The sequence below is a fragment of the Aquirufa antheringensis genome (assembly GCF_004307425.1).
In the GTDB taxonomy this organism is placed as follows: domain Bacteria; phylum Bacteroidota; class Bacteroidia; order Cytophagales; family Spirosomataceae; genus Aquirufa; species Aquirufa antheringensis.
Genome location: NZ_SEWZ01000004.1, coordinates 40,095 through 60,483, shown reverse-complemented (window position 1 = coordinate 60,483; position 20,389 = coordinate 40,095). Strand labels below are relative to the sequence as shown.

24 protein-coding genes and 1 tRNA gene are annotated in these 20,389 nt (G+C 41.2%); 12 read left to right on the top strand and 13 right to left on the bottom strand.

All coding sequences use genetic code 11. From position 1 onward, the window contains the following. Positions 1 to 2: 2 nt before the first annotated feature. Positions 3 to 1,253 carry a competence/damage-inducible protein A gene (locus tag EWU21_RS08870; protein WP_130896606.1) on the bottom strand — a complete coding sequence of 417 codons (1,251 nt, stop codon included), beginning with the start codon at positions 1,251 to 1,253 and terminating at the stop codon, positions 3 to 5. A 44-nt stretch (positions 1,254 to 1,297) separates the two neighbouring features. Here EWU21_RS08870 and gldC point away from each other — a divergent pair, with 44 nt between their 5' ends. After that, positions 1,298 to 1,651 (top strand): gliding motility protein GldC, encoded by a 354-nt coding sequence (gene gldC / locus EWU21_RS08865; RefSeq protein WP_130896605.1) that lies wholly within the window; start codon positions 1,298 to 1,300, stop codon positions 1,649 to 1,651. A gap of 2 nt (positions 1,652 to 1,653) precedes the next feature. Then, a complete protein-coding gene (locus EWU21_RS08860) occupies positions 1,654 to 2,688 on the top strand; it encodes a thioredoxin family protein (RefSeq protein ID WP_130896604.1) in 1,035 nt (344 codons plus the stop codon). Here the strand turns inward: EWU21_RS08860 and EWU21_RS08855 are convergent, their stop codons facing one another. From EWU21_RS08855 to EWU21_RS08840, 4 genes are read right to left on the bottom strand one after another with little or no spacing between them, the layout of a single operon-like run. Beyond that, positions 2,689 to 2,877, bottom strand: coding sequence for a DUF6728 family protein (locus EWU21_RS08855; protein ID WP_130896603.1), 189 nt, complete (start codon positions 2,875 to 2,877; stop codon positions 2,689 to 2,691). It lies immediately after the preceding gene. A gap of 4 nt (positions 2,878 to 2,881) precedes the next feature. After that, positions 2,882 to 4,858, bottom strand: coding sequence for a (E)-4-hydroxy-3-methylbut-2-enyl-diphosphate synthase (ispG, locus tag EWU21_RS08850; protein ID WP_394364240.1), 1,977 nt, complete (start codon positions 4,856 to 4,858; stop codon positions 2,882 to 2,884). A gap of 39 nt (positions 4,859 to 4,897) precedes the next feature. Beyond that, a complete protein-coding gene (locus EWU21_RS08845) occupies positions 4,898 to 6,100 on the bottom strand; it encodes a sugar MFS transporter (RefSeq protein WP_130896601.1) in 1,203 nt (400 codons plus the stop codon). Between the two features lie 4 nt (positions 6,101 to 6,104). Then, positions 6,105 to 7,457: a Gfo/Idh/MocA family protein gene (locus EWU21_RS08840; protein WP_130896600.1), complete on the bottom strand. Its 1,353-nt coding sequence runs from the start codon at positions 7,455 to 7,457 to the stop codon at positions 6,105 to 6,107. A gap of 80 nt (positions 7,458 to 7,537) precedes the next feature. Here EWU21_RS08840 and EWU21_RS08835 point away from each other — a divergent pair, with 80 nt between their 5' ends. From EWU21_RS08835 to EWU21_RS08825, 3 genes are read left to right on the top strand one after another with little or no spacing between them, the layout of a single operon-like run. Next, the gene (locus EWU21_RS08835) at positions 7,538 to 7,960 is read left to right on the top strand and encodes a 6-pyruvoyl trahydropterin synthase family protein (protein ID WP_130896599.1); all 423 of its coding nucleotides are present in this window, start codon (positions 7,538 to 7,540) and stop codon (positions 7,958 to 7,960) included. Beyond that, positions 7,920 to 8,621, top strand: a complete 702-nt coding sequence (gene folE / locus EWU21_RS08830; RefSeq protein WP_130896598.1) for a GTP cyclohydrolase I FolE — start codon at positions 7,920 to 7,922, stop codon at positions 8,619 to 8,621. Before EWU21_RS08835 ends, folE begins: the two co-directional genes overlap by 41 nt. Positions 8,622 to 8,624: 3 nt before the next feature. Continuing rightward, positions 8,625 to 9,323: an SDR family NAD(P)-dependent oxidoreductase gene (locus tag EWU21_RS08825; protein ID WP_130896597.1), complete on the top strand. Its 699-nt coding sequence runs from the start codon at positions 8,625 to 8,627 to the stop codon at positions 9,321 to 9,323. Here EWU21_RS08825 and EWU21_RS08820 read toward each other — a convergent pair. Then, positions 9,309 to 10,295, bottom strand: a complete 987-nt coding sequence (locus tag EWU21_RS08820) for a cation diffusion facilitator family transporter (RefSeq protein WP_130896596.1) — start codon at positions 10,293 to 10,295, stop codon at positions 9,309 to 9,311. The two genes, EWU21_RS08825 and EWU21_RS08820, sit on opposite strands and share 15 nt — an antisense overlap. Before the next feature lie 26 nt (positions 10,296 to 10,321). On the opposite strand from EWU21_RS08820, the gene EWU21_RS08815 reads away from it, so the two are divergent. Then, on the top strand, positions 10,322 to 10,876 hold the full coding sequence (locus tag EWU21_RS08815) for an NUDIX domain-containing protein (RefSeq protein ID WP_130896595.1): 555 nt from the start codon (positions 10,322 to 10,324) through the stop codon (positions 10,874 to 10,876). Here EWU21_RS08815 and surE read toward each other — a convergent pair. After that, complete coding sequence (gene surE / locus EWU21_RS08810; protein ID WP_130896594.1) at positions 10,847 to 11,614, bottom strand: 5'/3'-nucleotidase SurE; 768 nt, start codon at positions 11,612 to 11,614, stop codon at positions 10,847 to 10,849. The genes EWU21_RS08815 and surE overlap by 30 nt on opposite strands. 37 nt (positions 11,615 to 11,651) lie before the next feature. On the opposite strand from surE, the gene EWU21_RS08805 reads away from it, so the two are divergent. Beyond that, the gene (locus EWU21_RS08805) at positions 11,652 to 12,128 is read left to right on the top strand and encodes a GNAT family N-acetyltransferase (protein WP_161566502.1); all 477 of its coding nucleotides are present in this window, start codon (positions 11,652 to 11,654) and stop codon (positions 12,126 to 12,128) included. Here EWU21_RS08805 and EWU21_RS08800 read toward each other — a convergent pair. Continuing rightward, positions 12,109 to 12,975, bottom strand: coding sequence for a nucleoside phosphorylase (locus EWU21_RS08800; RefSeq protein ID WP_130896592.1), 867 nt, complete (start codon positions 12,973 to 12,975; stop codon positions 12,109 to 12,111). The two genes, EWU21_RS08805 and EWU21_RS08800, sit on opposite strands and share 20 nt — an antisense overlap. Positions 12,976 to 13,061: 86 nt before the next feature. On the opposite strand from EWU21_RS08800, the gene EWU21_RS08795 reads away from it, so the two are divergent. The 3 genes from EWU21_RS08795 to EWU21_RS08785 are packed head-to-tail and all read left to right on the top strand — an operon-like array spanning position 13,062 to position 13,959. Then, positions 13,062 to 13,457 carry a GreA/GreB family elongation factor gene (locus tag EWU21_RS08795; protein WP_161566501.1) on the top strand — a complete coding sequence of 132 codons (396 nt, stop codon included), beginning with the start codon at positions 13,062 to 13,064 and terminating at the stop codon, positions 13,455 to 13,457. Beyond that, positions 13,454 to 13,603 (top strand): DUF2834 domain-containing protein, encoded by a 150-nt coding sequence (locus EWU21_RS11460; protein WP_130896590.1) that lies wholly within the window; start codon positions 13,454 to 13,456, stop codon positions 13,601 to 13,603. The genes EWU21_RS08795 and EWU21_RS11460 overlap by 4 nt, the downstream gene beginning before the upstream one ends. A gap of 5 nt (positions 13,604 to 13,608) precedes the next feature. Then, on the top strand, positions 13,609 to 13,959 hold the full coding sequence (locus EWU21_RS08785; protein ID WP_130896589.1) for an iron chaperone: 351 nt from the start codon (positions 13,609 to 13,611) through the stop codon (positions 13,957 to 13,959). Here EWU21_RS08785 and trhO read toward each other — a convergent pair. Further along, on the bottom strand, positions 13,954 to 14,943 hold the full coding sequence (trhO, locus tag EWU21_RS08780) for an oxygen-dependent tRNA uridine(34) hydroxylase TrhO (protein WP_130896588.1): 990 nt from the start codon (positions 14,941 to 14,943) through the stop codon (positions 13,954 to 13,956). The two genes, EWU21_RS08785 and trhO, sit on opposite strands and share 6 nt — an antisense overlap. A 36-nt stretch (positions 14,944 to 14,979) precedes the next feature. Then, positions 14,980 to 15,062: transfer RNA gene (locus EWU21_RS08775), tRNA-Leu, on the bottom strand. Between the two features lie 72 nt (positions 15,063 to 15,134). On the opposite strand from EWU21_RS08775, the gene EWU21_RS08770 reads away from it, so the two are divergent. Beyond that, positions 15,135 to 15,503 carry a DUF3127 domain-containing protein gene (locus tag EWU21_RS08770; protein WP_130896587.1) on the top strand — a complete coding sequence of 123 codons (369 nt, stop codon included), beginning with the start codon at positions 15,135 to 15,137 and terminating at the stop codon, positions 15,501 to 15,503. A 105-nt stretch (positions 15,504 to 15,608) separates the two neighbouring features. On the opposite strand, the gene EWU21_RS08765 is transcribed toward EWU21_RS08770, so the two are convergent. Further along, a complete protein-coding gene (locus EWU21_RS08765) occupies positions 15,609 to 16,055 on the bottom strand; it encodes a GNAT family N-acetyltransferase (RefSeq protein ID WP_130896586.1) in 447 nt (148 codons plus the stop codon). Then, positions 16,036 to 16,995, bottom strand: a complete 960-nt coding sequence (locus tag EWU21_RS08760) for a PhoH family protein (protein ID WP_130896585.1) — start codon at positions 16,993 to 16,995, stop codon at positions 16,036 to 16,038. The genes EWU21_RS08765 and EWU21_RS08760 overlap by 20 nt, the downstream gene beginning before the upstream one ends. Before the next feature lie 103 nt (positions 16,996 to 17,098). On the opposite strand from EWU21_RS08760, the gene dnaB reads away from it, so the two are divergent. Beyond that, the gene (gene dnaB / locus EWU21_RS08755; protein WP_130896584.1) at positions 17,099 to 18,688 is read left to right on the top strand and encodes a replicative DNA helicase; all 1,590 of its coding nucleotides are present in this window, start codon (positions 17,099 to 17,101) and stop codon (positions 18,686 to 18,688) included. Between the two features lie 228 nt (positions 18,689 to 18,916). Here dnaB and rlmD read toward each other — a convergent pair whose 3' ends face one another. Next, positions 18,917 to 20,338 (bottom strand): 23S rRNA (uracil(1939)-C(5))-methyltransferase RlmD, encoded by a 1,422-nt coding sequence (gene rlmD / locus EWU21_RS08750; protein WP_130896583.1) that lies wholly within the window; start codon positions 20,336 to 20,338, stop codon positions 18,917 to 18,919. Positions 20,339 to 20,389: the final 51 nt, after the last annotated feature.

The following is a 20,389-nucleotide window of genomic DNA, read 5'->3' as shown; positions in this document are numbered from 1 at the left end:
ACTTAGCTTAAATCGTTTAATAAATATTTACGCAGCAAATTGATACAAGCTAAAGAGCTCAAGTATATATTTTGCATACGTGTTCCTCCTAAGGTTAATTTACGGGTAACAACTCCTGATGGATGTGCCAAAGCAATCCAAACAGTCCCTACCGGTTTATCTTCGGTTCCTCCGTCAGGCCCAGCAATGCCAGAAGTGGCTAAAGCAAATGTGGATCCAAGTCGCTTCTGAACTCCTATAGCCATTGCCTTGATACATTCCTCTGACACCGCACCATCCGAAGTTAAAATAGCTTCTGAAACCCCTAATTGATCTATTTTCACTTGATTTGCATAGGATAGAATTCCGCCTAAAAAATAAGCAGATGAACCCGGGTTTTGAGTAAACTGATGTGCTAAATGTCCTCCGGTGCAACTTTCGGCTACAGATAAAGTGGCTTTTTCATCCACTAATAATCGTCCTACGACTTCAGCCAGCTCCTCCTTTTCATACCCAAAAATATAGGATTTAATTAACGAATTCACTTTTTGTAATTCCACTTCAACCTCCGCTTGCAAACGACTTAAATCATCTCCAACAGCCGTTAAACGTAATTTAACAATGCCTATTGAGGGTAAATAGGCTAATTTAATATTTTCTGGTAATTGCAATTCCCAGCTCTCAATCAGATCTGATAGATAGGATTCACCGATACCGACCGTCTTAATAACCTTATGGTAAATAACCGGCGTTTGGAAATGCTTCACTAAACGAGGTAGCACTTCTTGTTCCATGATGTTTTTCATCTCAAAAGGAACGCCCGGCATAGAAACCCATAGAACTCCTTTCTCATTAAACCACATCCCAGGCGCTGTTCCTTGACTATTTCGAATAAATTCTGCCTTCGTAGGTAATAGGGCTTGATCTCGGTTAATATCAGATAATTCTCGACCACGTTTCGCAAAGAATTCAGTGACATCTTGCAAAGCCAAGGGGTGCATGGCTAACTCGCAGTCAAAATATTCGGCGAGGATTTTTTTCGTCAAATCATCCTTCGTAGGACCTAATCCTCCGGTAATAAAAACGACATCTGCCCGCAGGGCAGCTTCATTTAGTATTTGGAGTATCTCTGATTTTTGATCGCCCACGGATGATTTCCGTACGGTCTTGATCCCTAATTTATCTAATTCAAGACTGATCCACTGCGTGTTCGTATCTAAGATTTGCCCGTAAAGTATCTCATCACCAATGGTAATAATTTCAGCCTTAACCATTAATTTTCCTTAATTTATACGAAAATACGATTAATTTTACATCCATGAAACATTCTGAAATCAATTTTAAAATACAATTAGACGACCAAAATATCCCCGAGCAAATCTCTTGGTCAGCTACCGATAATCCGAACGAAGGCATCGAGGAAACGAAAGCCATTTTAGTAGCCACTTGGGATCCCTATCACAAAGGAACGTTGACTTTACCACTTTGGACGAAAGATATGGAAGTCTTAGACATGAAACGTTTCTTCATCGAAATCGTAGGAACCGTAGCAGATGCTTCGTTACAAGCCACAGGCGATAATTTCTTCGCTCAAGAATTAGAGGCCACCTGTCGTACGCTATCATCGCATTTACAGAAAGAAATCGTAGCGTTAGAAAAAGGCGCTAAATAAGCATGAAAAAAATACTCCTATTCCTGATATTACCCTTTTTAGGATTCTCACAAGGCATCCATTTCAGTTCGGCTTCCTCTTTACAAGAAGCTAGATCAGAGGCTATCAAGCAAAACAAATTGCTTTTCATGGAGATTTATGCCCCAGATTGCCACATTTGCAATTCCTTTAAAGGCGTATTTACCCAGCCAGCAGTAGGAGCGGTCTACAACAAGAACTTTGTCAATTTTCAATTAGATATTCGCAATCCAGCGAATCAAATGGCACTAAAGCAGGCAGGAATCATTGTAAATGCGACGCCCACGTTTGTTTTCTTTGAACCTAAGACGATGAAAATTGTTCAGGCGAGGATATTTGGAGAAAAGGAGAATTCAGTCGGAATGGTTAACGGCATTGGAACGAAAGCGGCTAATCCGGCTGAGCAAGCAGCTCAATTCCCTAAGCGTTTAGCAGCAGGAGAAAAGAATCCGGGCATGTTGATTAATTATGCTGAATATGCGCGTATAACGGGAGATACGCTAGCAAATATCAAGGCGATGAATGCCTATATCACCTTATTAAAACCAGCCCAGTATAGCTCCCAATCAACCTTCAATTTAATGCAAGTGGCCTTAATGAGCCACGATAATCGACTTTTTGATTATTTCATTCGGAATCTAAACTACTATAATTCCATCTATGACCCATCCGTGGTGCGAATGATTTATGAGAATATTTTCCAAATCACTTTAACCAGTTCGCGTGCTAATCAATTAGGCGATGCAGGCCTGATGAAATTAAAAGCCCAGATGGCTAAAACAGGATTAGATCGTTCCAGTATCGTTCGTAGAACCTGGATGCTTGAATCTGATATGCTTTTCAAGCAACGAAAAGCAACGCAAGCGATGAAGGTAATCGATGAATTAATCAACTCGATGCCCGGCGCTTTAGGGCCTAAAGAGAATCAATTCTTGTGTGATTATGTCAAAGGCAAAACAAAAGATGTGGCTGCTTTGAAAAAAGCAAAGTCCAATTGGTGCTTGTACGGAACGAAATAATTAGCGAATAAACGCGCGGTAAGTCATCACAATTAAACAAACAATAAACATCAAGATCGAAATCTTATTGATCGTGTGCATCGCGCGTATATTAAAGTTCGCCGGTGCGCCAGGTTTTGGCTTTTGAAACACGCGAATAAAATAAGTGAATACTTCGCCTACTTTGAATTGTTCTCTTAATCTGCTCATTTGTTTATTCGTTTACAGACGGCTCACGCCAATCCCCATGTTCTTTAATTAATTGAATTAACTCATCCACTGCAGAATCCGCAGGCACTGATTTCTTCACTACATCTTGCCCTTTATAGAGCGCAATTTTATCTTTTCCTATTCCTACATACCCATAATCGGCATCAGCCATTTCACCTGGACCATTTACGATACAGCCCATAATACCAATCTTGATGCCTTTTAGGTGATCGGTTTTCTGTCGAATCATCGCTGTCGTTTCTTGCAGATCAAATAAAGTACGACCACAAGAAGGACAAGAAATGTATTCCGTTTTAGAAATACGCATTCTACTTGCTTGAAGCGTCCCAAAATTTGTCGCATTGCACAAGGCTTCCTTATTTTTAGAATGATTCAGACTTAATAACAATCCATCTCCTAAACCATCAATAAACAAGGCACCTCCATCCGTAGGGGCGAACAACAGAAATTGATCGTCTGAAATAGAACTATAATTCAGCTGGATAATCACCGGATTAATGATTCCCTTTTCAATTAAATGAAAGAAGGCACGTCTGATAGCCGGCATCTGATGTACATTCGAAGAATGAATAACAATAACTGTCTTTTCATCAAAAGAATCAGCGCCTGCCACTAAATCTGCAGCGTCTAGGGATACGAAATTTAACGTGGAATGCTTGTGAGTAGCAGATTGATAGGCTACATAGTCAAATAAAGGATAGACATAGTCAGAAGGCGTCCAAACCGATGCATCCTGAATTTGACGTAAGCCATTAGGTAACATAAAATCAAGTGACTGCTGGCCTGTATAAATAAAATCCGCTCCTAAATCGTTCATCGCCCATTTATCCGGTTCAGGCAAATAGAAATGGCCTATGGCCTTCAGATCGGCAATCGTTATGTTAGACCTAGTTGAGAAATCAGCGATTACGCGAGGTACTTGGTGTCCACCAATCGAAAAAATTTCTGAAGTCTTTCTTCGCGAATGCGCAAAAGGATGAATAGGGGAGTCAAAAGTTACAGAATCGCCAGAAAATAGGGATATAGGATCCTGAGACGCTGCTCGCGTATCATACCGACGCACCAAGTCTTGTGCTACCGGAATTTCAAATTCTGGATCTTCGGTTAAAGAAACACGAATCGTATCACCTAAGCCATCCTCTAATAAAGTGCCAATCCCTACAGCCGATTTAATTCGACCATCTTCTCCATCACCCGCTTCAGTCACACCTAAGTGCATGGGATAAGCCTTAAATCCGCCATCCTTTAATTTTTTACTCAATAGACGGTAGGCTTCTACCATCACCTGTGTATTCGATGATTTCATCGAAAGCACGATATTGAAATAGTTTTCATCCTCACAAATACGTAAGAACTCTAAAGCCGATTCCACCATCCCGTGTGGTGTATCACCATAGCGACTTAAAATACGATCTGAAAGCGAACCATGGTTCGTTCCAATACGCATCGCCGTGCCATATTCTTTACAGATTTTGACTAATGGAAGAAATTTATCTCGAATTCGATCTAATTCGGACGCATAAGAAGCGTCGGTATAATCAATCGTCTCAAAGCGCTTTTTATCCGCATAGTTTCCAGGATTGATACGCACCTTCTCCACGATTCTAGCCGCTAATTCAGCTGCGTTAGGGGTGAAGTGAATATCAGCCACTAAAGGCGTGGTATAACCACGCTCGCGCAATCCTTTGCGAATATTCTCGAGGTTTTGAGCTTCCTTAACTGAAGGAGCTGTAATGCGAACTAATTCGCATCCAGCATCAATCATTCGAATGGATTGTTCAATGGATCCTTGCGTATCCATGGTATCTACCGTAGTCATGGACTGAATCCGAATAGGAAAGTCTGATCCTAAATAGAGATCTCCTATTTGTACTGGAATCGTGCTGCGTCTCTCATAGGCATACAGGGATGAAGCATACTGATTTCCATCAACGATAAGGGGATCTATCAAATTCAACATTTTAGACATAACAGGGTTAATACGCAAAAATAGGCAATTCTACTTCCAAGAACTCTTTTTATGTCCAATTGTTGCGTAATAATAGATAAAAATATAGCAAGGGATCAAAATGAGGTAGGCACTCTGCGTATTCCCGATTTGGTCCGCTATTTTACCGTACAACAAAGGCATTAAGGCACCACCAGAAATCATCATAATGATAAAAGCACTTCCAATTTTAGTAAACTTCCCTAATCCATTAATTGCCAAAGGCCATAAAGCAGGCCACATTAATGCATTCGCTAAACCTAATAAAGCTAAACATAACACCGAATTAAATCCAGTGAAGATGACAGCTCCAATCGAAAACAAAACACCTAAAATAGCGGAATAATTCAAGGCCTTTTGTTGAGATAAGTAGTTGGGAATAAAGAAAATACCTATTACATATCCTGCTAACATTCCATACAAGGTATAGGTGGTGAAGCTTTTGGCAACATCCTGACTAAATCCTTGAGAAACTCCGTAATTAATAATCGTATCACCAGCGATCACTTCAACACCCACATATAAAAAGAAAGCTACCAGGCCTAAAACTAAGCTAGGATAGGACCAAACGGAGGCTTTCGCATTTCCGGCTTCCTCCACGGTTTCCTCCGCTTCTACTTCAGGTAAAGAGGAAAACCACACCCAAACCGCTAATACCACTAAAACAGCAGTCATAATTCCGTAAGGCATAATCACGATGGCTAATTTCTCAGATCCACCCACAGCGCTAGAAAGAAACAATCCCCCGAAAATAAACTGGCTCAAAATACCCGCCACTTTATTGCAAATACCCATCACAGAAATTCTTTGCGCTGCTGATTCCGCTGGCCCTAAAATAGTCACGTAGGGATTCGAAGCTGTCTGCAAGAGCGCTAGGCCAGTTCCTATGACAAAAAGTCCAAACAAAAACATCGGATAATTCTCCATCTTAGCCGCCGGAATGAATAATAATGTCCCCACAGCCATCGCTAGCAATCCCATGGACATCCCTTTCTTAAATCCAGTCTTGGACAAAACCCAAGAGGAGGGAATTGCCATTACGAAATACGAGATAAAGAAAGCGAAAGTAACGAGCAAAGAGTCAAAATTATTTAATTGAAAAGCATCCTTAAAAAAGGCAATTAAAACCGAATTCACCCAGGTCACAAAACCGAATACAAAGAAGAGAATACCGATAATTAATAGAGGTCCGTTAACGTTTTTTGATTGGTTCATAGGTTTAGTATTGATCGTTTAAAGCAAAAATTGGTTGATTTTTTTTCCATTTACCGCGTGTAAAATCAGGTATTTGGATAGGAGCGGAGCCCTTTTTGATTGATTCCTCTGAAAGTGGCGCAATGGCAGACCAAGCCGCCGCATCATACACGTCGATTGGTGGTGCTACTTTGGCCTTAATCGCCTCGATAAAGGCTCTTAATACAAAATAATCAATCCCTCCGTGACCTGCATTCTCCGCATCCGCTGCGTGCGCTTTCCATAAAGGGTGATCGTATTTCTCTAAATAAGGCTTGGCTTCTTCCCAACGATGCGCTTTAGGCGAAATACCTTCTAAATAGATCGATTTATTGTCTTCCATCCATAAACCTTTCGTTCCTTGAACTCGGAAGCCTAAAGAATAAGGACGTGGTGAATTCGTATCGTGAGTAATGAGAATGGTTTCCCCGTTGACACATTTGATCATCGTTTGAACGATATCACCGCATTTGAAATCCACTTTCGCATTTGGATGATCCGCGCCTCCTTTTTCTACAATGTAATTATGTAGTCCCAAAGCAGGAGTAGCCATCGCCGTTAGATAAGCAAACTGATTTCCTCTATTGATATTTAACATCTCCGCCACCGGTCCTAAACCGTGTGTTGGATACAAATCTCCATTGCGATCGACAGAATGTTGGGTGCGCCATTTGGCCTCAGAAAAACCTTTCTCCCCAAACTCCACACCGCCACCATAGGCCTGTTTTCCATCATTGAATTTCACTTCGCGCAAATCGTGCTGGTAACCACACTGCACGTGATTTAAGGTTCCAAACATCCCCTGGCGAACCATATTCAACGTCGCGAGAACATCCCGACGATAACACACATTCTCCAAAATCATGCAATGAGAACCCGTTTTTTCGTACATATTCACGAGATCCCACGATTCTTTCAAGGTAACAGTCGCTGAAACTTCAACACCAGCATATTTGCCTTGCTTCATCACTTCTAAGGCCATCGGTACATGCCATTCCCAGGGAGTCGCAATCACCACGCCATCGATATCAGTGCGCTTAGCTAAATTTTCAAAATCTTTTTCGGTCTTTCCATAGACCGCAGGAGCAGGACGCCCTTTCGCAGAAACCATCTTTAAAGCGATGTCAATAGCTTTAGGGTCGATATCACAAATAGCAACCACTTCAACATCCGGCCGGTACATGGCCATCTCCAGGTGATTTTGGCCTCTTAAGCCCACGCCAATAAAACCTAAACGCACTTTTGTTTGTTCTTCTGGTATCTGTCGTAAGAAAGTAGGGAATAAAGCGGTACCTGAGGTATATACTAAGGAATCAGAGATAAATTTCCTTCTTTTCATTTAGTTTATGATAGGTCTAGCAAGTGTTTAAAAGATGAAATTTAAGGAAAATACTTTAAATTTATAAGAATTTAGAAAAAATGACTGAAGCCCCTCGCGTTACCGTATTCCGTAAAGAACATTTCAATGCTGCACATCGTTTGCATAATCCACTTTGGACAGCTGAGAAAAACAAAGAAATATTCGGTTTATGCAACAATCCGAACTACCATGGACATAATTATGAAATAATTATTCAGGTAACCGGAACAATTGACCCAGAAACGGGTTATGTTATCGATACGAAGTTTTTATCGGATTTAGCTCAAACAGAAGTTTGCAAAAAATTTGACCACAAGAATTTAAATCTAGACGTACCAGAATTCGCAGATTTAAATCCTTCCGCTGAAAATATCGTCATCGTGATTTACAACAAATTAAGGGCCAAACTCCCGACCACACTAGATTTAAAAATCAGATTGTATGAAACAGAAAGAAATTTCGTTGAATTCCCTGCTAATTGATAATGACAATTTCTTGTTAACTGACGAGGAAATTGGAGATAATCATGTAGCCACCTCTATCGAGACACCGATGAGGGAGGATGCTTTTGATATTTCTGATTCTGAGAAAATGGCCATTATCGAATCGCATTTCCGTGAAATCATGTTAACCTTGGGGTTAGATTTAACGGATGATTCTTTACGAGGCACTCCTAAGCGAGTAGCTAAAATGTACATTGAGGAAATCTTCAGTGGTTTAAATCCAGCTAATGAGCCTAAAATAGCTTTATTTAATAACAAGTATCAGTATAATGAGATGTTAATCGAAAAGAACATTTCGTTTTACTCTAATTGCGAGCACCATTTCGTGCCTATCATGGGCAAAACACACATAGCGTATATTTCGTCTGGACAAGTCATTGGCCTTTCGAAACTAAACCGTGTGGTCCAATTCTATGCTAAAAGACCTCAAGTTCAGGAACGTTTGACGATGCAAATTGCTAAACACCTGCAAAGAGTGCTAAAAACTGATCACGTAGCAGTATTCATCGATGCAAAACACTTGTGTGTTTCTTCCAGAGGTGTAAAAGATGAGGCTACGTCTACCATTACTTCCTACTATGGAGGTAAATTCCAAGAGGACAATACCAGAAGAGAATTCTTACAATCTATTCAAGCCTAAATCATGGGAAAATACGTTATTGTTGGGGCTAGCCAAGGAATTGGTGAGTCCATTGCTACTGCTTTGCTTGCTGCTGGCCACGAAGTGATTAATTTCGCTAGAAATCCTTCCTCCCTGTCTGGCGTAGTGAACTATACTTGGGATGCGTTAGTAGCGGATGATTCAGCTATTGCTGCCATCACTGGACCTGTAGATGGAATCGCCTATTGCCCGGGAAGTATTAACTTGAAACCATTTCACCGCTTGACTTCGGCAGATTTTGAGAAAGACTTCCAGATCAACGTTTTAGGTGCAGTTCGCGTCATTCAAGCACTATTACCTGCATTGAAACAGTCTCCGACCTCTTCTATTGTCCTTTTCAGCACCGTGGCCGTTCAAACAGGCATGGGCTTTCACGCTTCCATTGCTAGTGCGAAAGGGGCTATCGAAGGCTTAACTAGATCATTAGCAGCAGAATTAGCCGCTAATAAAATAAGAGTGAATGCCATTGCGCCTTCATTAACGCAAACGCCTTTAGCTGGAGCCTTACTAAATTCTCCGGAGAAAATCGAAGCTGGTGGAAAAAGACATCCTTTAGGACGAGTAGGCCAATCCGAAGATGTGGCTAATCTAGCGACATTTTTGTTAAATCCTGCCAACTCTTGGATTACAGGACAAATCATTGGAGTGGACGGTGGAATAGGATCGTTAAGAACGAGCTAGGGTTTCATTGAAATGCTTTTGGTTTAAGGCCAAATTCATTTGATTCCATTCTATTTTCTTCGAAAAAGCAGCCTGACGAATCACGCAATCTGCAATCGAACAGTGACTACAACATTCATCTAAACAAGGATCCGCGTGGACGAAAATCTCCACGTGGGTCGCCTGTAATTCCTTCAGCATTTCTTCAAAGCCATGAATCTCTTCATGCGTTCTGTGTAAATCCCAATAACGAGGTAAAGTCAAATGGCAATCGATGTGCAAATCTCCGCCATATTGTTGTACGCGTAGATTATGTAAATCAATCCATTCCTCTTTTTTATTCGCTACGACCCAGTCAGTCACCTTTTGGAATAAGGCTGGATTCGTTTCATCCATCAAAGCAGCTACCGATTCTCTCATTAAGTGTATTCCCTGCCAGCACATAAATCCTGCAAACAAGAAGGAGGCGACAGAATCGACCCAATACCAGTGGGTAAAATAGGTAAGCGCCAAAGCAGCAACCACCAAAATCCCATTATAGGCATCCAACCGTAGGTGCTTACCATCGGCAACAAGAGCAGGAGAGTGAGAGGAACGCCCTTTCTTAACTAAAAAATAACCCATTAAGCCATTAATTCCTGCTGAAACAAAGGAAACGGCCATACCTACATCCAAACTCTTCAACTCAGGAGATGAATACAAATGCTGTGAAGCGTGAAGAAAAATATAGGCAGCTGCTAATAATATGAGCACACCCTCTAATCCAGAGGCAAAAAATTCAATCTTTCCATGACCATAGGGATGATTCAAATCTTTAGGTAAAGAGGCTAAATAGATCGAATAGTAGGCAAAACACGCGGCGACCACATTGATAATCGACTCTAACGCATCTGTTAATAAAGTCGTGGATCCACTTGCATAGTAGACGGCAAACTTCGATGCCATGATAAGCACCGAAACGACAAAAGAAAGAAGGACAAGCCGCTGTTTCATTAGCACAAAGATAGTATTTTTACCGGATGGAAACGGAAAACAATCCTTGGAAAACACTCAATCAAGAAACGGCTTACGAGAATGCATGGATTAGGGTAGAACACCATGAAGTCTTGAATCCGGCTGGAAATCCCGGAGTTTACGGAAAAGTGCATTTTAAAAATACAGCCATATCCATTGTTGCTTTAGACTCAGACGGCTTTACCTATTTAGTAGGTCAATACCGCTATACGCTGAATGCCTATTCCTGGGAAGTGCCGGAAGGTGGTTGTTCCATTGAATCCGGCGAATCTACTTTAGCAGCTGCAAAACGCGAACTATTGGAAGAAACTGGACTTGTAGCCACAGAATGGACAGAACTAGGGGAGGTGTATCTTTCGAATTCGGTGAGCGATGAGAAAGCGGTGATGTATTTGGCCCAAAGCCTCAGCCAACATCAAGCCTGCCCAGAAGAAACCGAACAATTAAAAATACGTAAGTTACCGTTAAAAGAGGCGATTGAAATGGCGCAAAATGGCCAGATTACTGACGCCTTGAGCGTGTTGACGCTCCTAAAGGTCCCAGCTTTGCATTTGCTTTAATTCATCATAATCTGTCAAATCATATTTGACGGGTACTATGCTAACATAATTTTCTGCTAAAGCATCTAAATCGGTGTTGTTGTTCAAGTCCTCGTTGTGCAAATCTCCATCCATCCAATAATAAGGCTTACCATATGGATCTTTACGCTCTTCGAAACGCTCTCTAAAGATTGCATTGGCTTGTTTCACCACTTTCACCCCCTGCAATGGCATGGAAGAGTGAGCGGGGAAATTCACGTTTAATGTCAATCCTTTTGGCAAACCGTGAACTAACACTTGTTGACAAATTTTGATGATATAATCGTGGCAATGCGAAAAATCCGCATCTGATGCAAAATCGCAAAGGGAGAATCCGATAGCCGGAATACCCTCCATCGCCGCTTCGATAGCTGCAGACATGGTTCCTGAATATAAAACCGCAATCGAAGCATTCGAACCGTGGTTAATACCCGAAACGACTAAATCAATTTTTCGACCTTTTAGAATTTGGTGTTTACCTATCTTCACACAATCAGCAGGAGTACCTGAACACTTATAGGATTGAATATGATCGCCAAAATTATTCGTCTTCTCCACGCGCAACGGCTCACCCAAGGTTATCGCATGACCCATACCGGATTGATGCGTATCTGGAGCCACCACTACGACTTCGCCCATTTCGGACATGATTTCCGTTAGAACGCGGATACCTTTAGAATAGATTGAATCGTCGTTTGCGATGAGAATAAGTGGCTTCATATGTTGCTATTTTGACTGCAATTTACAAATTTTGGCAATGATTTTACGCAAAGCGACGCTCGAAGACATTCCCCTCATTCAAGAAATTGCAGAAGAAGCCTGGAGACCCACCTATGGCCATATTTTGACAGAGGAACAGACTTTGTACATGATTCCGATGATGTATTCTCGTGAGGTTATACTTCAGCAAATAGAAATTTTCTCCCTGTTAGAATTGGAGGGGAAAGCGATCGGCTATTGTGCTTTCGAAAAGACCTCAGAGACTGACGGTAAATTACATAAACTCTATTTGCGACCATCCGTCAAACAAAAAGGAGCTGGAAGCTTCATTATCGAACAGATATGTCATCAAGCCCGTTCTATGGGCCTAACATCCATCTACCTTAACGTTAACAAACACAACTCTGCGGTAGAATTTTACCTGAAGAAAGGTTTCATCAAAGACCGTGAAATGATCCTAGACATAGGCAACGGCTACGTAATGGATGATTACGTTATGCGATTAATGCTATAGCTTTCTCGATCAAAGACCGAATTTGTCCCTCCGGATCTTTCGAAAATTCATTCGTGATGCGATTCGCTAAAATGGCATTCAATGAGATAAATTCATGCCCCATAGCACCCCCAAAGGCGTAATAGGCTGCGGTTTCCATTTCGATATTCGTAATTTCTTCATCACCTAGCTTAGCGGCAGCGACTTTTTCTAAAAAATCGGGTCTTATGGATTGCATTCGAATCGTGCGACCCTGCGGTGCATAAAATCCTGGTGCCGTTAAGGTAACTCCATTAAATGCATTCAATGGCGCAAATTGCGCGCAAAGCGAAGCACTAGCTTTGGCTGCGTAGAGAGGCAATGGATAATCAATTGCTGAAGTCCAAGCGGTTAAAACATCTTCCGATATCGACATAGCAGATTCAAAACCATAGAATTGGGCTAAATTATCAAATCCAATTGCTGCAGTCGAGATCAAAATCGAATCCACTGGGATATGCGACTGAATACTACCCGAAGTGCCGATTCGGATGAGTTTTAAAGATCTTTTTACGGATTTCTCCAAACGCGTTTGAAAATCAATATTAACCAAAGCATCTAGTTCATTCATCACAATCTCCACATTATCCGCACCAATACCGCTGGATAACACACCAATCTTCTTACCCCTTAGAACGCCTAAATGAGTCACGAATTCTCTTTTATGAACGATTTCAGTCACTTCATCAAAAAAGGCAGAAACAGTGGGAACACGCTCTGGATCACCCACCAAAATAAGGGTATCCGGAATTTGATCAGGCCGTAAGTTCAAATGATAGGAACTTCCGTCCGGATTAATAATCAAGTCTGTGGGAGAGAAATAGGTCATGCGCAAATTTATTGATAATTTTCCAATGTAATAAGCCCCTCATGAAAAGCACTAAGTCACAGATACAGGCAAATCTGCGTTCCATTTTGGAAAATACACTAGAAGAAGCCCGTAGAGAATATCTTTTGGCCAAAGAATCCCGCGACTCTGACACAAAAAGTAGCGCTGGTGATAAATTTGAAACCGGTCGAGAAATGATGCAGCGAGAGATGGATAAGCTAAGTGCTTTGGTAGATAATACACTTAATTCTATTGCCAAATTAGACAGACTTGCTGATTTGCCCGCTTCAGCAGTCATTTCTGAGGGAAGCCTAGTAGAAACAGATCAAGAAACTTATTTTATATCCATCGGATACGGCAAACTCGATTCTATTTACGCCATTTCAATTGAATCACCACTTGGATTGGAATTAAAGGGCAAAAGAGTAGGGGACCGCATCGAAATGCGCGGTCGACATATCACCATAAAATCAATCGTATGAAAAATGCAGGCACCTTTTTTATACTGTTAGAAGGATTACGGATTAAAATCAAATACCTATATCTTTATTTATTGGCAACCGTTTTAATAGGTTTTGCCTTTGCATTTCCCTTATTTTTATTCGTTAGACATAGACAATTAGCCTAATATTCATGGAAGAATACATCAAGACCTTTCCGGAGGCCACACAGAAAATTTTAATCGAAGTGCGTGATGCGATTCGTTCGGTCGTACCGGAGGAAACGGAAGAAACGATGTCTTACGGGATGCCCACGTTTAAATTAAATGGAAATTTAATCCACTTTGCAGCCTGGAATAATCATCTAGGTTTTTACCCTACACCGAGTGGAATCAAGAATTTTGTGCAAGAATTAGCGCCTTACGAGGGATCAAAAGGGGCGATTAAGTTTCCGTATCATTCCCCTATGCCTTTGGAACTGATAAAAGAGATCACCTTATTTAGAGTTCAGGAGAATTTAGCCAAAAAGAAAAAAGGCTCATAATTGAGCCTTCTTTTGTTTTTCAATTTTCTCTGTCCGTTTAAAGGACTTGAATCCTAATTCAGGAGAATAACCCACTGAGTTTTTGGAATAATACCCTTTCTCATTGTAAGGACGCTTCCGCGGATGCTCTTTACATTCAGGGGAACAGGCGCCCTCCATTTCTTTTAGGCAAGATGGACAAATGGCTAAATGCTCATTACATTCTGGATTAGCACAATTGACCATGTGATCTGATTTCGTATGACAAACATGGCATTCGGAAACAACCTCCGGGTTTACCGAATTAACTGGCGTCGCTACTCGGTTATCAAATACATAGCAAGAGCCATCAAAATCCTCTCCACCTTCTTCTAAACCATATTTAATAATACCTCCATGCAATTGATACACATCCGTAAAACCTTTTTCGATTAGATAGGCGGACGCTTTCTCGCATTTGATGCCACCCGTACAATACGTGATAACCTTTTTATTTTTCAAATGCTCTATCTCCTGCACATGATCAGGCAAATCGCGCAGATTCTCCATGTCAAAAGTATAAGCACCTTTGAAACGACCTAATTCGTGCTCGTAATTCGAACGCATATCGACCAAGACGACATCCGGGTCATTCTTCAATAATTGCTTGAATTCTTTCGGCTTCAGATGCTTACCCGTTCTAACGCGAGGATCAACCCCTAAATCAGAATGGACAATTTCATTCTTCACCCGAACGTGCAATTTATTAAACGTATGCGCTTCGTAATAATCGATTTTGAAGTCAAAATCTGATCCTACAAAAATAGGATCATTTTCTAACCAATTCATGTAAGCATCGCAATCCGCTTTTAAACCAGAAACGGTTCCATTCAAACCCTCTGCTGCGACGATAATACGTCCCAAAAGGTTATTTTCAATACAAAAAAGGTGATGTTTTACTCGGTACTCTTCCGGATTCGGAATAGGAGTATAGTTATAGTAAAGCAATACACTGTAAGGTTTCATCTTCAACATGATTTACAGATTAAACAAAAAATTAAGTGACGATGGGGAGATTCGAACTCCCAAACCTTAACGGCACTACCACCTCAAGGTAGCGTGTCTACCAATTTCACCACATCGCCAAAAACGGTTAGTAAAATTACCAATTATTTACTTACTTGCCAACAATTACGGAACTCAAAAAAATTAGTACAATGGCTTTAGAAATAAGCGGAAAATTAATCAAGAAATTACCTGAGGTTACAGGAACAGGTAAAAACGGCACCAACTGGATCAAGCAAGAATTTGTGATCGAAACACAAGATCAATACCCTAAAAAGGTGTGTATGTCAGTTTGGGGAGATAAAACACAAGATTTAACGCCAGTTCAAGAGGGCGAAATCGTTAAAGTTCAATTCAACGTAGAATCAAGAGAATACAACGAGCGTTGGTATACAGAAATCCGCGCGTATCGTTTAGATCGTACTGGTTCAATCCCAGCAGGAGTGGAGCCTACACCAGCAGCAGGCGGATACCAATTCCCTCCATTAGCGGCTGAGAGTGGGGATGATTTGCCATTCTAGTCGATAGTCACTGGTCACTAGTCGATAGTCGATAAATTAAAAAGCTGGAACATCGTTCTGGCTTTTTTTTTACGAGCTATCGAATGTAACTTTAGCGACTAGCGACTAGCGACTAGACAGCTCCATCGCTTGATGCACAATATCCGCCTCAATAAACGTATCTCCGTAAGGCTGAAACCCTAAGGATGCATAAAGTGGCATCACGGAAACCTGAGCGTGTAAATAATAATGAGTGCAATCCGGGTATTCTTTAGCGGATTCTGAAAAAATATGCTGAATAATTAGGGAAGCATAGCCTCTACCACGCGCTGATTCCAGCGTAGCGATTCGCTCCACCTTAATTCCTTTATCTGTTTTGCGGTATCGACCGGTTGCCACTGGTGTGGCGTCATCAAACAGTAAATAATGTTTGGCTACTGCATCTAACTCATCAAATTCCTCAGAGGGCAAGCACTTTTGTTCTTTGACAAACACTTCGGTACGAATGGCAAACACCTGTTCGATTTCTTGCGGACTAATCGCCTGTATGATCCTATTTTTCTTGTTTCCCATATGCCTCGATAATTTTACGCACTAAACGGTGACGAACGACATCTGAACCGTCCAATTCGACAAAGGCAATCCCATTTATTCCAGAAAGGATGCGTTCTGCTTCTCCCAAACCTGATGTTTGGTTTTTAGGCAAATCGACCTGTGATTTGTCCCCCGTAATAATCGTCTTCGATTGAATACCCATACGTGTCAAAAACATCTTCATTTGCATGGATGTCGTGTTTTGGGCTTCATCTAACAAAATAAAAGCTTTGTTTAAAGTACGTCCACGCATATAGGCCAAAGGCGCAATTTCAATCGTCCGATTTTCTAAATAAAATTTCAATTTCTCTGCCGGAATCATATCATCCAACGCATCATAAATAGGACGCAAATACGGATCAATTTTCTCTTTCAAATCACCTGGTAAGAAACCTAGATTTTCGCCTGCCTCAACAGCTGGACGCGTGATGATGATTTTCTTTACTTCTTTATTCTTCAATGCTTTCACTGCCAAAGCCACTGCGGTATAGGTTTTACCCGTACCGGCAGGTCCAATCGCGAAGACGATGTCATTCGTAGTGGCGGCATCGACCAGTTTACGTTGATTCGGAGTTTTGGCCTTAATCACGATTCCTTTATTGCCAAAAAGAAGCACGTCTTTATCCTCCACCCACGGCTGATCCGTTTCCTCACCCGTCGGATTTAAAACCGAATCGATATAGGCTTGCATATGCTTTTCCGTGAGGGTAGCATGCTTGTCCAAATGGGCCACACAAGAGTTCACAATCGCTTCGACTAAAGCAATCTGATCATTCGATCCACGGACGGTTAATTGTTCACCACGAGCGATGATTTTGGACTGAGGGAAGGCGTTAATCAATAAATTGATATTTGCGTTTGCAACGCCTAAAAAGTCAATTAGAGAGACCTCTGAGAGGGAAATTATTTTTTCTAACAAGTAAAAATGGGTTTAAATCGTATGGGAGTAAAAATAAGAAATTCCTGAAATTTAATATCTTCCTTTATAAGATAATTTTGAAAATTTAACGTAAAATTGTGGTATGGAATCTAACACCCCTTCATCCATTTATAAAAAAGGAAATCAGTCTGCTGGCATTCGTTCGCAGACAGGACCCACGCGTTTAAGCGATTTGGGGCTAGGAAAATTACCTCCGCAAGCGGTTGACCTAGAAGAAGCCTTGCTAGGGGCTTTGATGTTAGAGAAAGAACCTTTGGCAAACGTCATCGAATTATTAAAACCTGATTCCTTTTACAAAGAAGGGCATCAGTTGATATTCGAGGCAATTCAAGGTTTATTCCAAGCTTCTCAACCCGTTGATTTATTGACGGTTAATAATTACTTGAAGCAAAATGGCAGTTTGGAAAAAGCAGGTGGCACCAGCTACTTAGCGCAATTAACTTCGCGGGTTAGTTCCACTTCGAACGTTGAATTCCACGCCAGAATCATTATTGAGCAATATTTGAAGCGTCAGCTAATCCAAATATCCTCCGAAATCCAACGTCTATCCTATGAAGACACGTCTGACGTGTTCCATTTACTGGATAAGATGGAGCAGGAACTTTTTACCATCGCAGAATCCAATATCCGTAAGAATTACGAAAGTATGTCGGATATCTTAAAGAAAGCTGTGGATGAATTAGAAAAGAAACAATTACAAAAAAGTGGCTTAACGGGTATTCCATCCGGATTTACAGACTTAGACCGCTTGACATCTGGCTGGCAGCGACAAGAATTAATCATTATCGCGGCTCGTCCAGGTATGGGTAAGACGGCCTTCGTCGTTTCGGCTTGCCGTAATGCTGCGGTAGATTTCAATCACTCAGTCGCGTTGTTCTCCCTTGAGATGAGTGCCGTTCAACTTGTGAATCGTATCATTTCTGCAGAAGCAGAAATCGAGGCTGATAAAATCCGTAAAGGAAAATTGGAGCCACACGAATGGCAGCAGCTACATACGAAAATCAATAAATTATTTGAAGCGAATATGTTTATTGATGATACGCCGGCCTTATCGATTTTGGAATTAAGAGCAAAATGTCGTCGTTTAAAAGCCCAAAAAGGCATTGACCTCATCGTCATCGATTACTTACAGCTAATGACCGGAGATAGTTCGGGTAAAGGAGCCAGCGGAAATCGCGAGCAAGAAATCGCCCAAATTTCCCGTGCACTGAAGCAATTAGCCAAAGAATTAGATGTGCCTGTCATTGCCCTTTCTCAATTAAACCGTTCTACCGAGACGCGTGGAGGAAACAAGAAACCGCAACTGTCTGACCTTCGTGAATCTGGAGCCATCGAGCAAGATGCCGATCAGGTAATGTTCATCTACCGTCCAGAATATTATGGCATCACGGCGGATGATCAAGGAAACTCCATCACGGGAATGGGAGAGATCATTATGGCCAAAAACCGTTCCGGTTCACTCGACAGTGTTTGGCTGAAATTCATCGGTAAATTCACTAAATACTGCGATTTAGACTTCCAACCGTTCTCAAACAATGAAGGGGGTAACTTCGACTTAAGTGCACTAGGTGATCAAACATCCGCTTTTGAGTCAAGCAATGATTCTGTTTTCAAAGGAAGTAAGATGAATTTACCTCCAGAGGATTATGATCCATTGAACACTCCGTTTTAAAAAATTGCAATGCAATTTTTTAAAAGTAAAGCACAAATAGCAAAGCAAAAAGTACAAAGTTGGAATTCCCTTCGGGAATACATTTCTGAAGAATAAAAAGGGCGATTAATCGCCCTTTTTCCATTTTATTGCAGTTAGAGTAGAGTTAAATTAGGCATTAGAATATTTTATTGCGCGGTTCAAGAAATTATTGCGCAGCACAATTTCGGAATCGCGTAATGAAATATTCTATGCTCTTAATTTCAACCTCACTATATTCTCCACATGATGCGTCTGAGGGAACATATCCACCGGATGAACCACATCTACTTCATAGGCAACATCCAGTAAGGCTAAATCGCGAGCCTGAGTAGCCGGATTACAAGAAACGTAAACGATTTTCTTTGGCTTAACGGCTAATATTTGATTCACCACATCCAGATCCATTCCTGCACGAGGAGGATCGGTAATAATGACATCTGGCGCGCCGTGGATAGCAATAAATTCTTCTGTCAAGACTTTCTTCATATCACCGGCAAAGAAGGTTGCATTCTTGATACCATTTAATTCGGCATTAATACGTGCATCTTCTACGGCCATCTCGACGTATTCGAGGCCAACAACTTTAGACGCGTGTTTCGCTAAAAACAAACCAATAGTTCCTGTACCCGTATACAAGTCGTAAACAACTTCATTTCCTTGCAAATCAGCGTATTCACGCACTAGTTGGTATAGCTTGAGCGCTTGCTTTGCATTCGTTTGAAAGAATGATTTAGGTCCAATTTGGAACTTCAAATCTTCCATTATTTCTACCATAAAAGGTTTTCCATGGTAGCAAACTACGTCTAAATCATGAAAAGTGTCATTTCCTTTTTGATTCACCACATAATTCAAAGAGGTGATCATCGGGAATGTTGACTTCAAATACTCCATGACTGATTTTATTTCCTCTTCTGTGGCATAGGCAAACTGGACGGTGACCATCCATTCGTTTGTAACCGTATTTCGGATAATTAAATTACGTAAAGCTCCTTCTTTTTGATTCTTTAATTCATAATAGGAGATACCATTCGCTTCAGCGAAATCACGCACTCCATTGCGAATCGCATTGGATGGATCAGGTTGCAAATAGCAATGATCAACTGGCAAAATCTTATCAAAACGGCCTGGGACATGGAATCCCAAGGCATTCATCGATCCTAAATCTTCTTTACCAATTTCATCTTCCGTCAGCCAGCGGGCACAAGAAAAGGTGAATTCTAATTTATTGCGGTAGTAATAGGTCTCCTCAGAACCTAGAATCGGTTGAAAATCGGGCAATTTCACTTTAGCGATGCGGGTCAAATTATCTTTGACTTGTTGCGCTTTAAAAGCGGTTTGAGCTTCGTAATAAACGTGTTGCCACTTACAACCGCCACAAATGCCAAAATGGCTACAGGCTACGTCTGTACGGTGTTTAGAAAGTGGCTGAATATTGATGGCTTGGGCTTGTTTGAAGCTTTTTTTGGACTTCAATATACGTAAATCAGCGATATCGCCAGGAGCGACAGCACCTTGAACAAAAATCACTTCCTCATTCACTTTGGCAATACACTTTGCCTCAGCGGCAAAATCCAAAATGGCAATTTGTTCCAACACCACTGGGGCTTTCTTTTCTTTTTTCTGACTCATGCTGCTAAAAATGTGCACAAAAATACGGCTTTATGTGGGCAAGCCAACCAA

Coding starts and splice junctions, on each gene's coding strand:
- EWU21_RS08820 (WP_130896596.1), bottom strand. CDS start 10,295: ATGAAACAGCGGCTTGTCCTTCTTTCTTTTGTCGTTTCGGTGCTTATC.
- EWU21_RS08870 (WP_130896606.1), bottom strand. CDS start 1,253: ATGGTTAAGGCTGAAATTATTACCATTGGTGATGAGATACTTTACGGG.
- dnaB (WP_130896584.1), top strand. CDS start 17,099: ATGGAATCTAACACCCCTTCATCCATTTATAAAAAAGGAAATCAGTCT.
- EWU21_RS08785 (WP_130896589.1), top strand. CDS start 13,609: ATGGAAGAATACATCAAGACCTTTCCGGAGGCCACACAGAAAATTTTA.
- EWU21_RS08770 (WP_130896587.1), top strand. CDS start 15,135: ATGGCTTTAGAAATAAGCGGAAAATTAATCAAGAAATTACCTGAGGTT.
- EWU21_RS11460 (WP_130896590.1), top strand. CDS start 13,454: ATGAAAAATGCAGGCACCTTTTTTATACTGTTAGAAGGATTACGGATT.
- EWU21_RS08805 (WP_161566502.1), top strand. CDS start 11,652: ATGATTTTACGCAAAGCGACGCTCGAAGACATTCCCCTCATTCAAGAA.
- EWU21_RS08765 (WP_130896586.1), bottom strand. CDS start 16,055: ATGGGAAACAAGAAAAATAGGATCATACAGGCGATTAGTCCGCAAGAA.
- EWU21_RS08835 (WP_130896599.1), top strand. CDS start 7,538: ATGACTGAAGCCCCTCGCGTTACCGTATTCCGTAAAGAACATTTCAAT.
- rlmD (WP_130896583.1), bottom strand. CDS start 20,338: ATGAGTCAGAAAAAAGAAAAGAAAGCCCCAGTGGTGTTGGAACAAATT.
- ispG (WP_394364240.1), bottom strand. CDS start 4,858: ATGTTGAATTTGATAGATCCCCTTATCGTTGATGGAAATCAGTATGCT.
- EWU21_RS08855 (WP_130896603.1), bottom strand. CDS start 2,877: ATGAGCAGATTAAGAGAACAATTCAAAGTAGGCGAAGTATTCACTTAT.
- folE (WP_130896598.1), top strand. CDS start 7,920: ATGAAACAGAAAGAAATTTCGTTGAATTCCCTGCTAATTGATAATGAC.
- EWU21_RS08860 (WP_130896604.1), top strand. CDS start 1,654: ATGAAAAAAATACTCCTATTCCTGATATTACCCTTTTTAGGATTCTCA.
- EWU21_RS08825 (WP_130896597.1), top strand. CDS start 8,625: ATGGGAAAATACGTTATTGTTGGGGCTAGCCAAGGAATTGGTGAGTCC.
- trhO (WP_130896588.1), bottom strand. CDS start 14,943: ATGAAACCTTACAGTGTATTGCTTTACTATAACTATACTCCTATTCCG.
- EWU21_RS08845 (WP_130896601.1), bottom strand. CDS start 6,100: ATGAACCAATCAAAAAACGTTAACGGACCTCTATTAATTATCGGTATT.
- surE (WP_130896594.1), bottom strand. CDS start 11,614: ATGAAGCCACTTATTCTCATCGCAAACGACGATTCAATCTATTCTAAA.
- EWU21_RS08815 (WP_130896595.1), top strand. CDS start 10,322: ATGGAAACGGAAAACAATCCTTGGAAAACACTCAATCAAGAAACGGCT.
- EWU21_RS08800 (WP_130896592.1), bottom strand. CDS start 12,975: ATGACCTATTTCTCTCCCACAGACTTGATTATTAATCCGGACGGAAGT.
- EWU21_RS08840 (WP_130896600.1), bottom strand. CDS start 7,457: ATGAAAAGAAGGAAATTTATCTCTGATTCCTTAGTATATACCTCAGGT.
- gldC (WP_130896605.1), top strand. CDS start 1,298: ATGAAACATTCTGAAATCAATTTTAAAATACAATTAGACGACCAAAAT.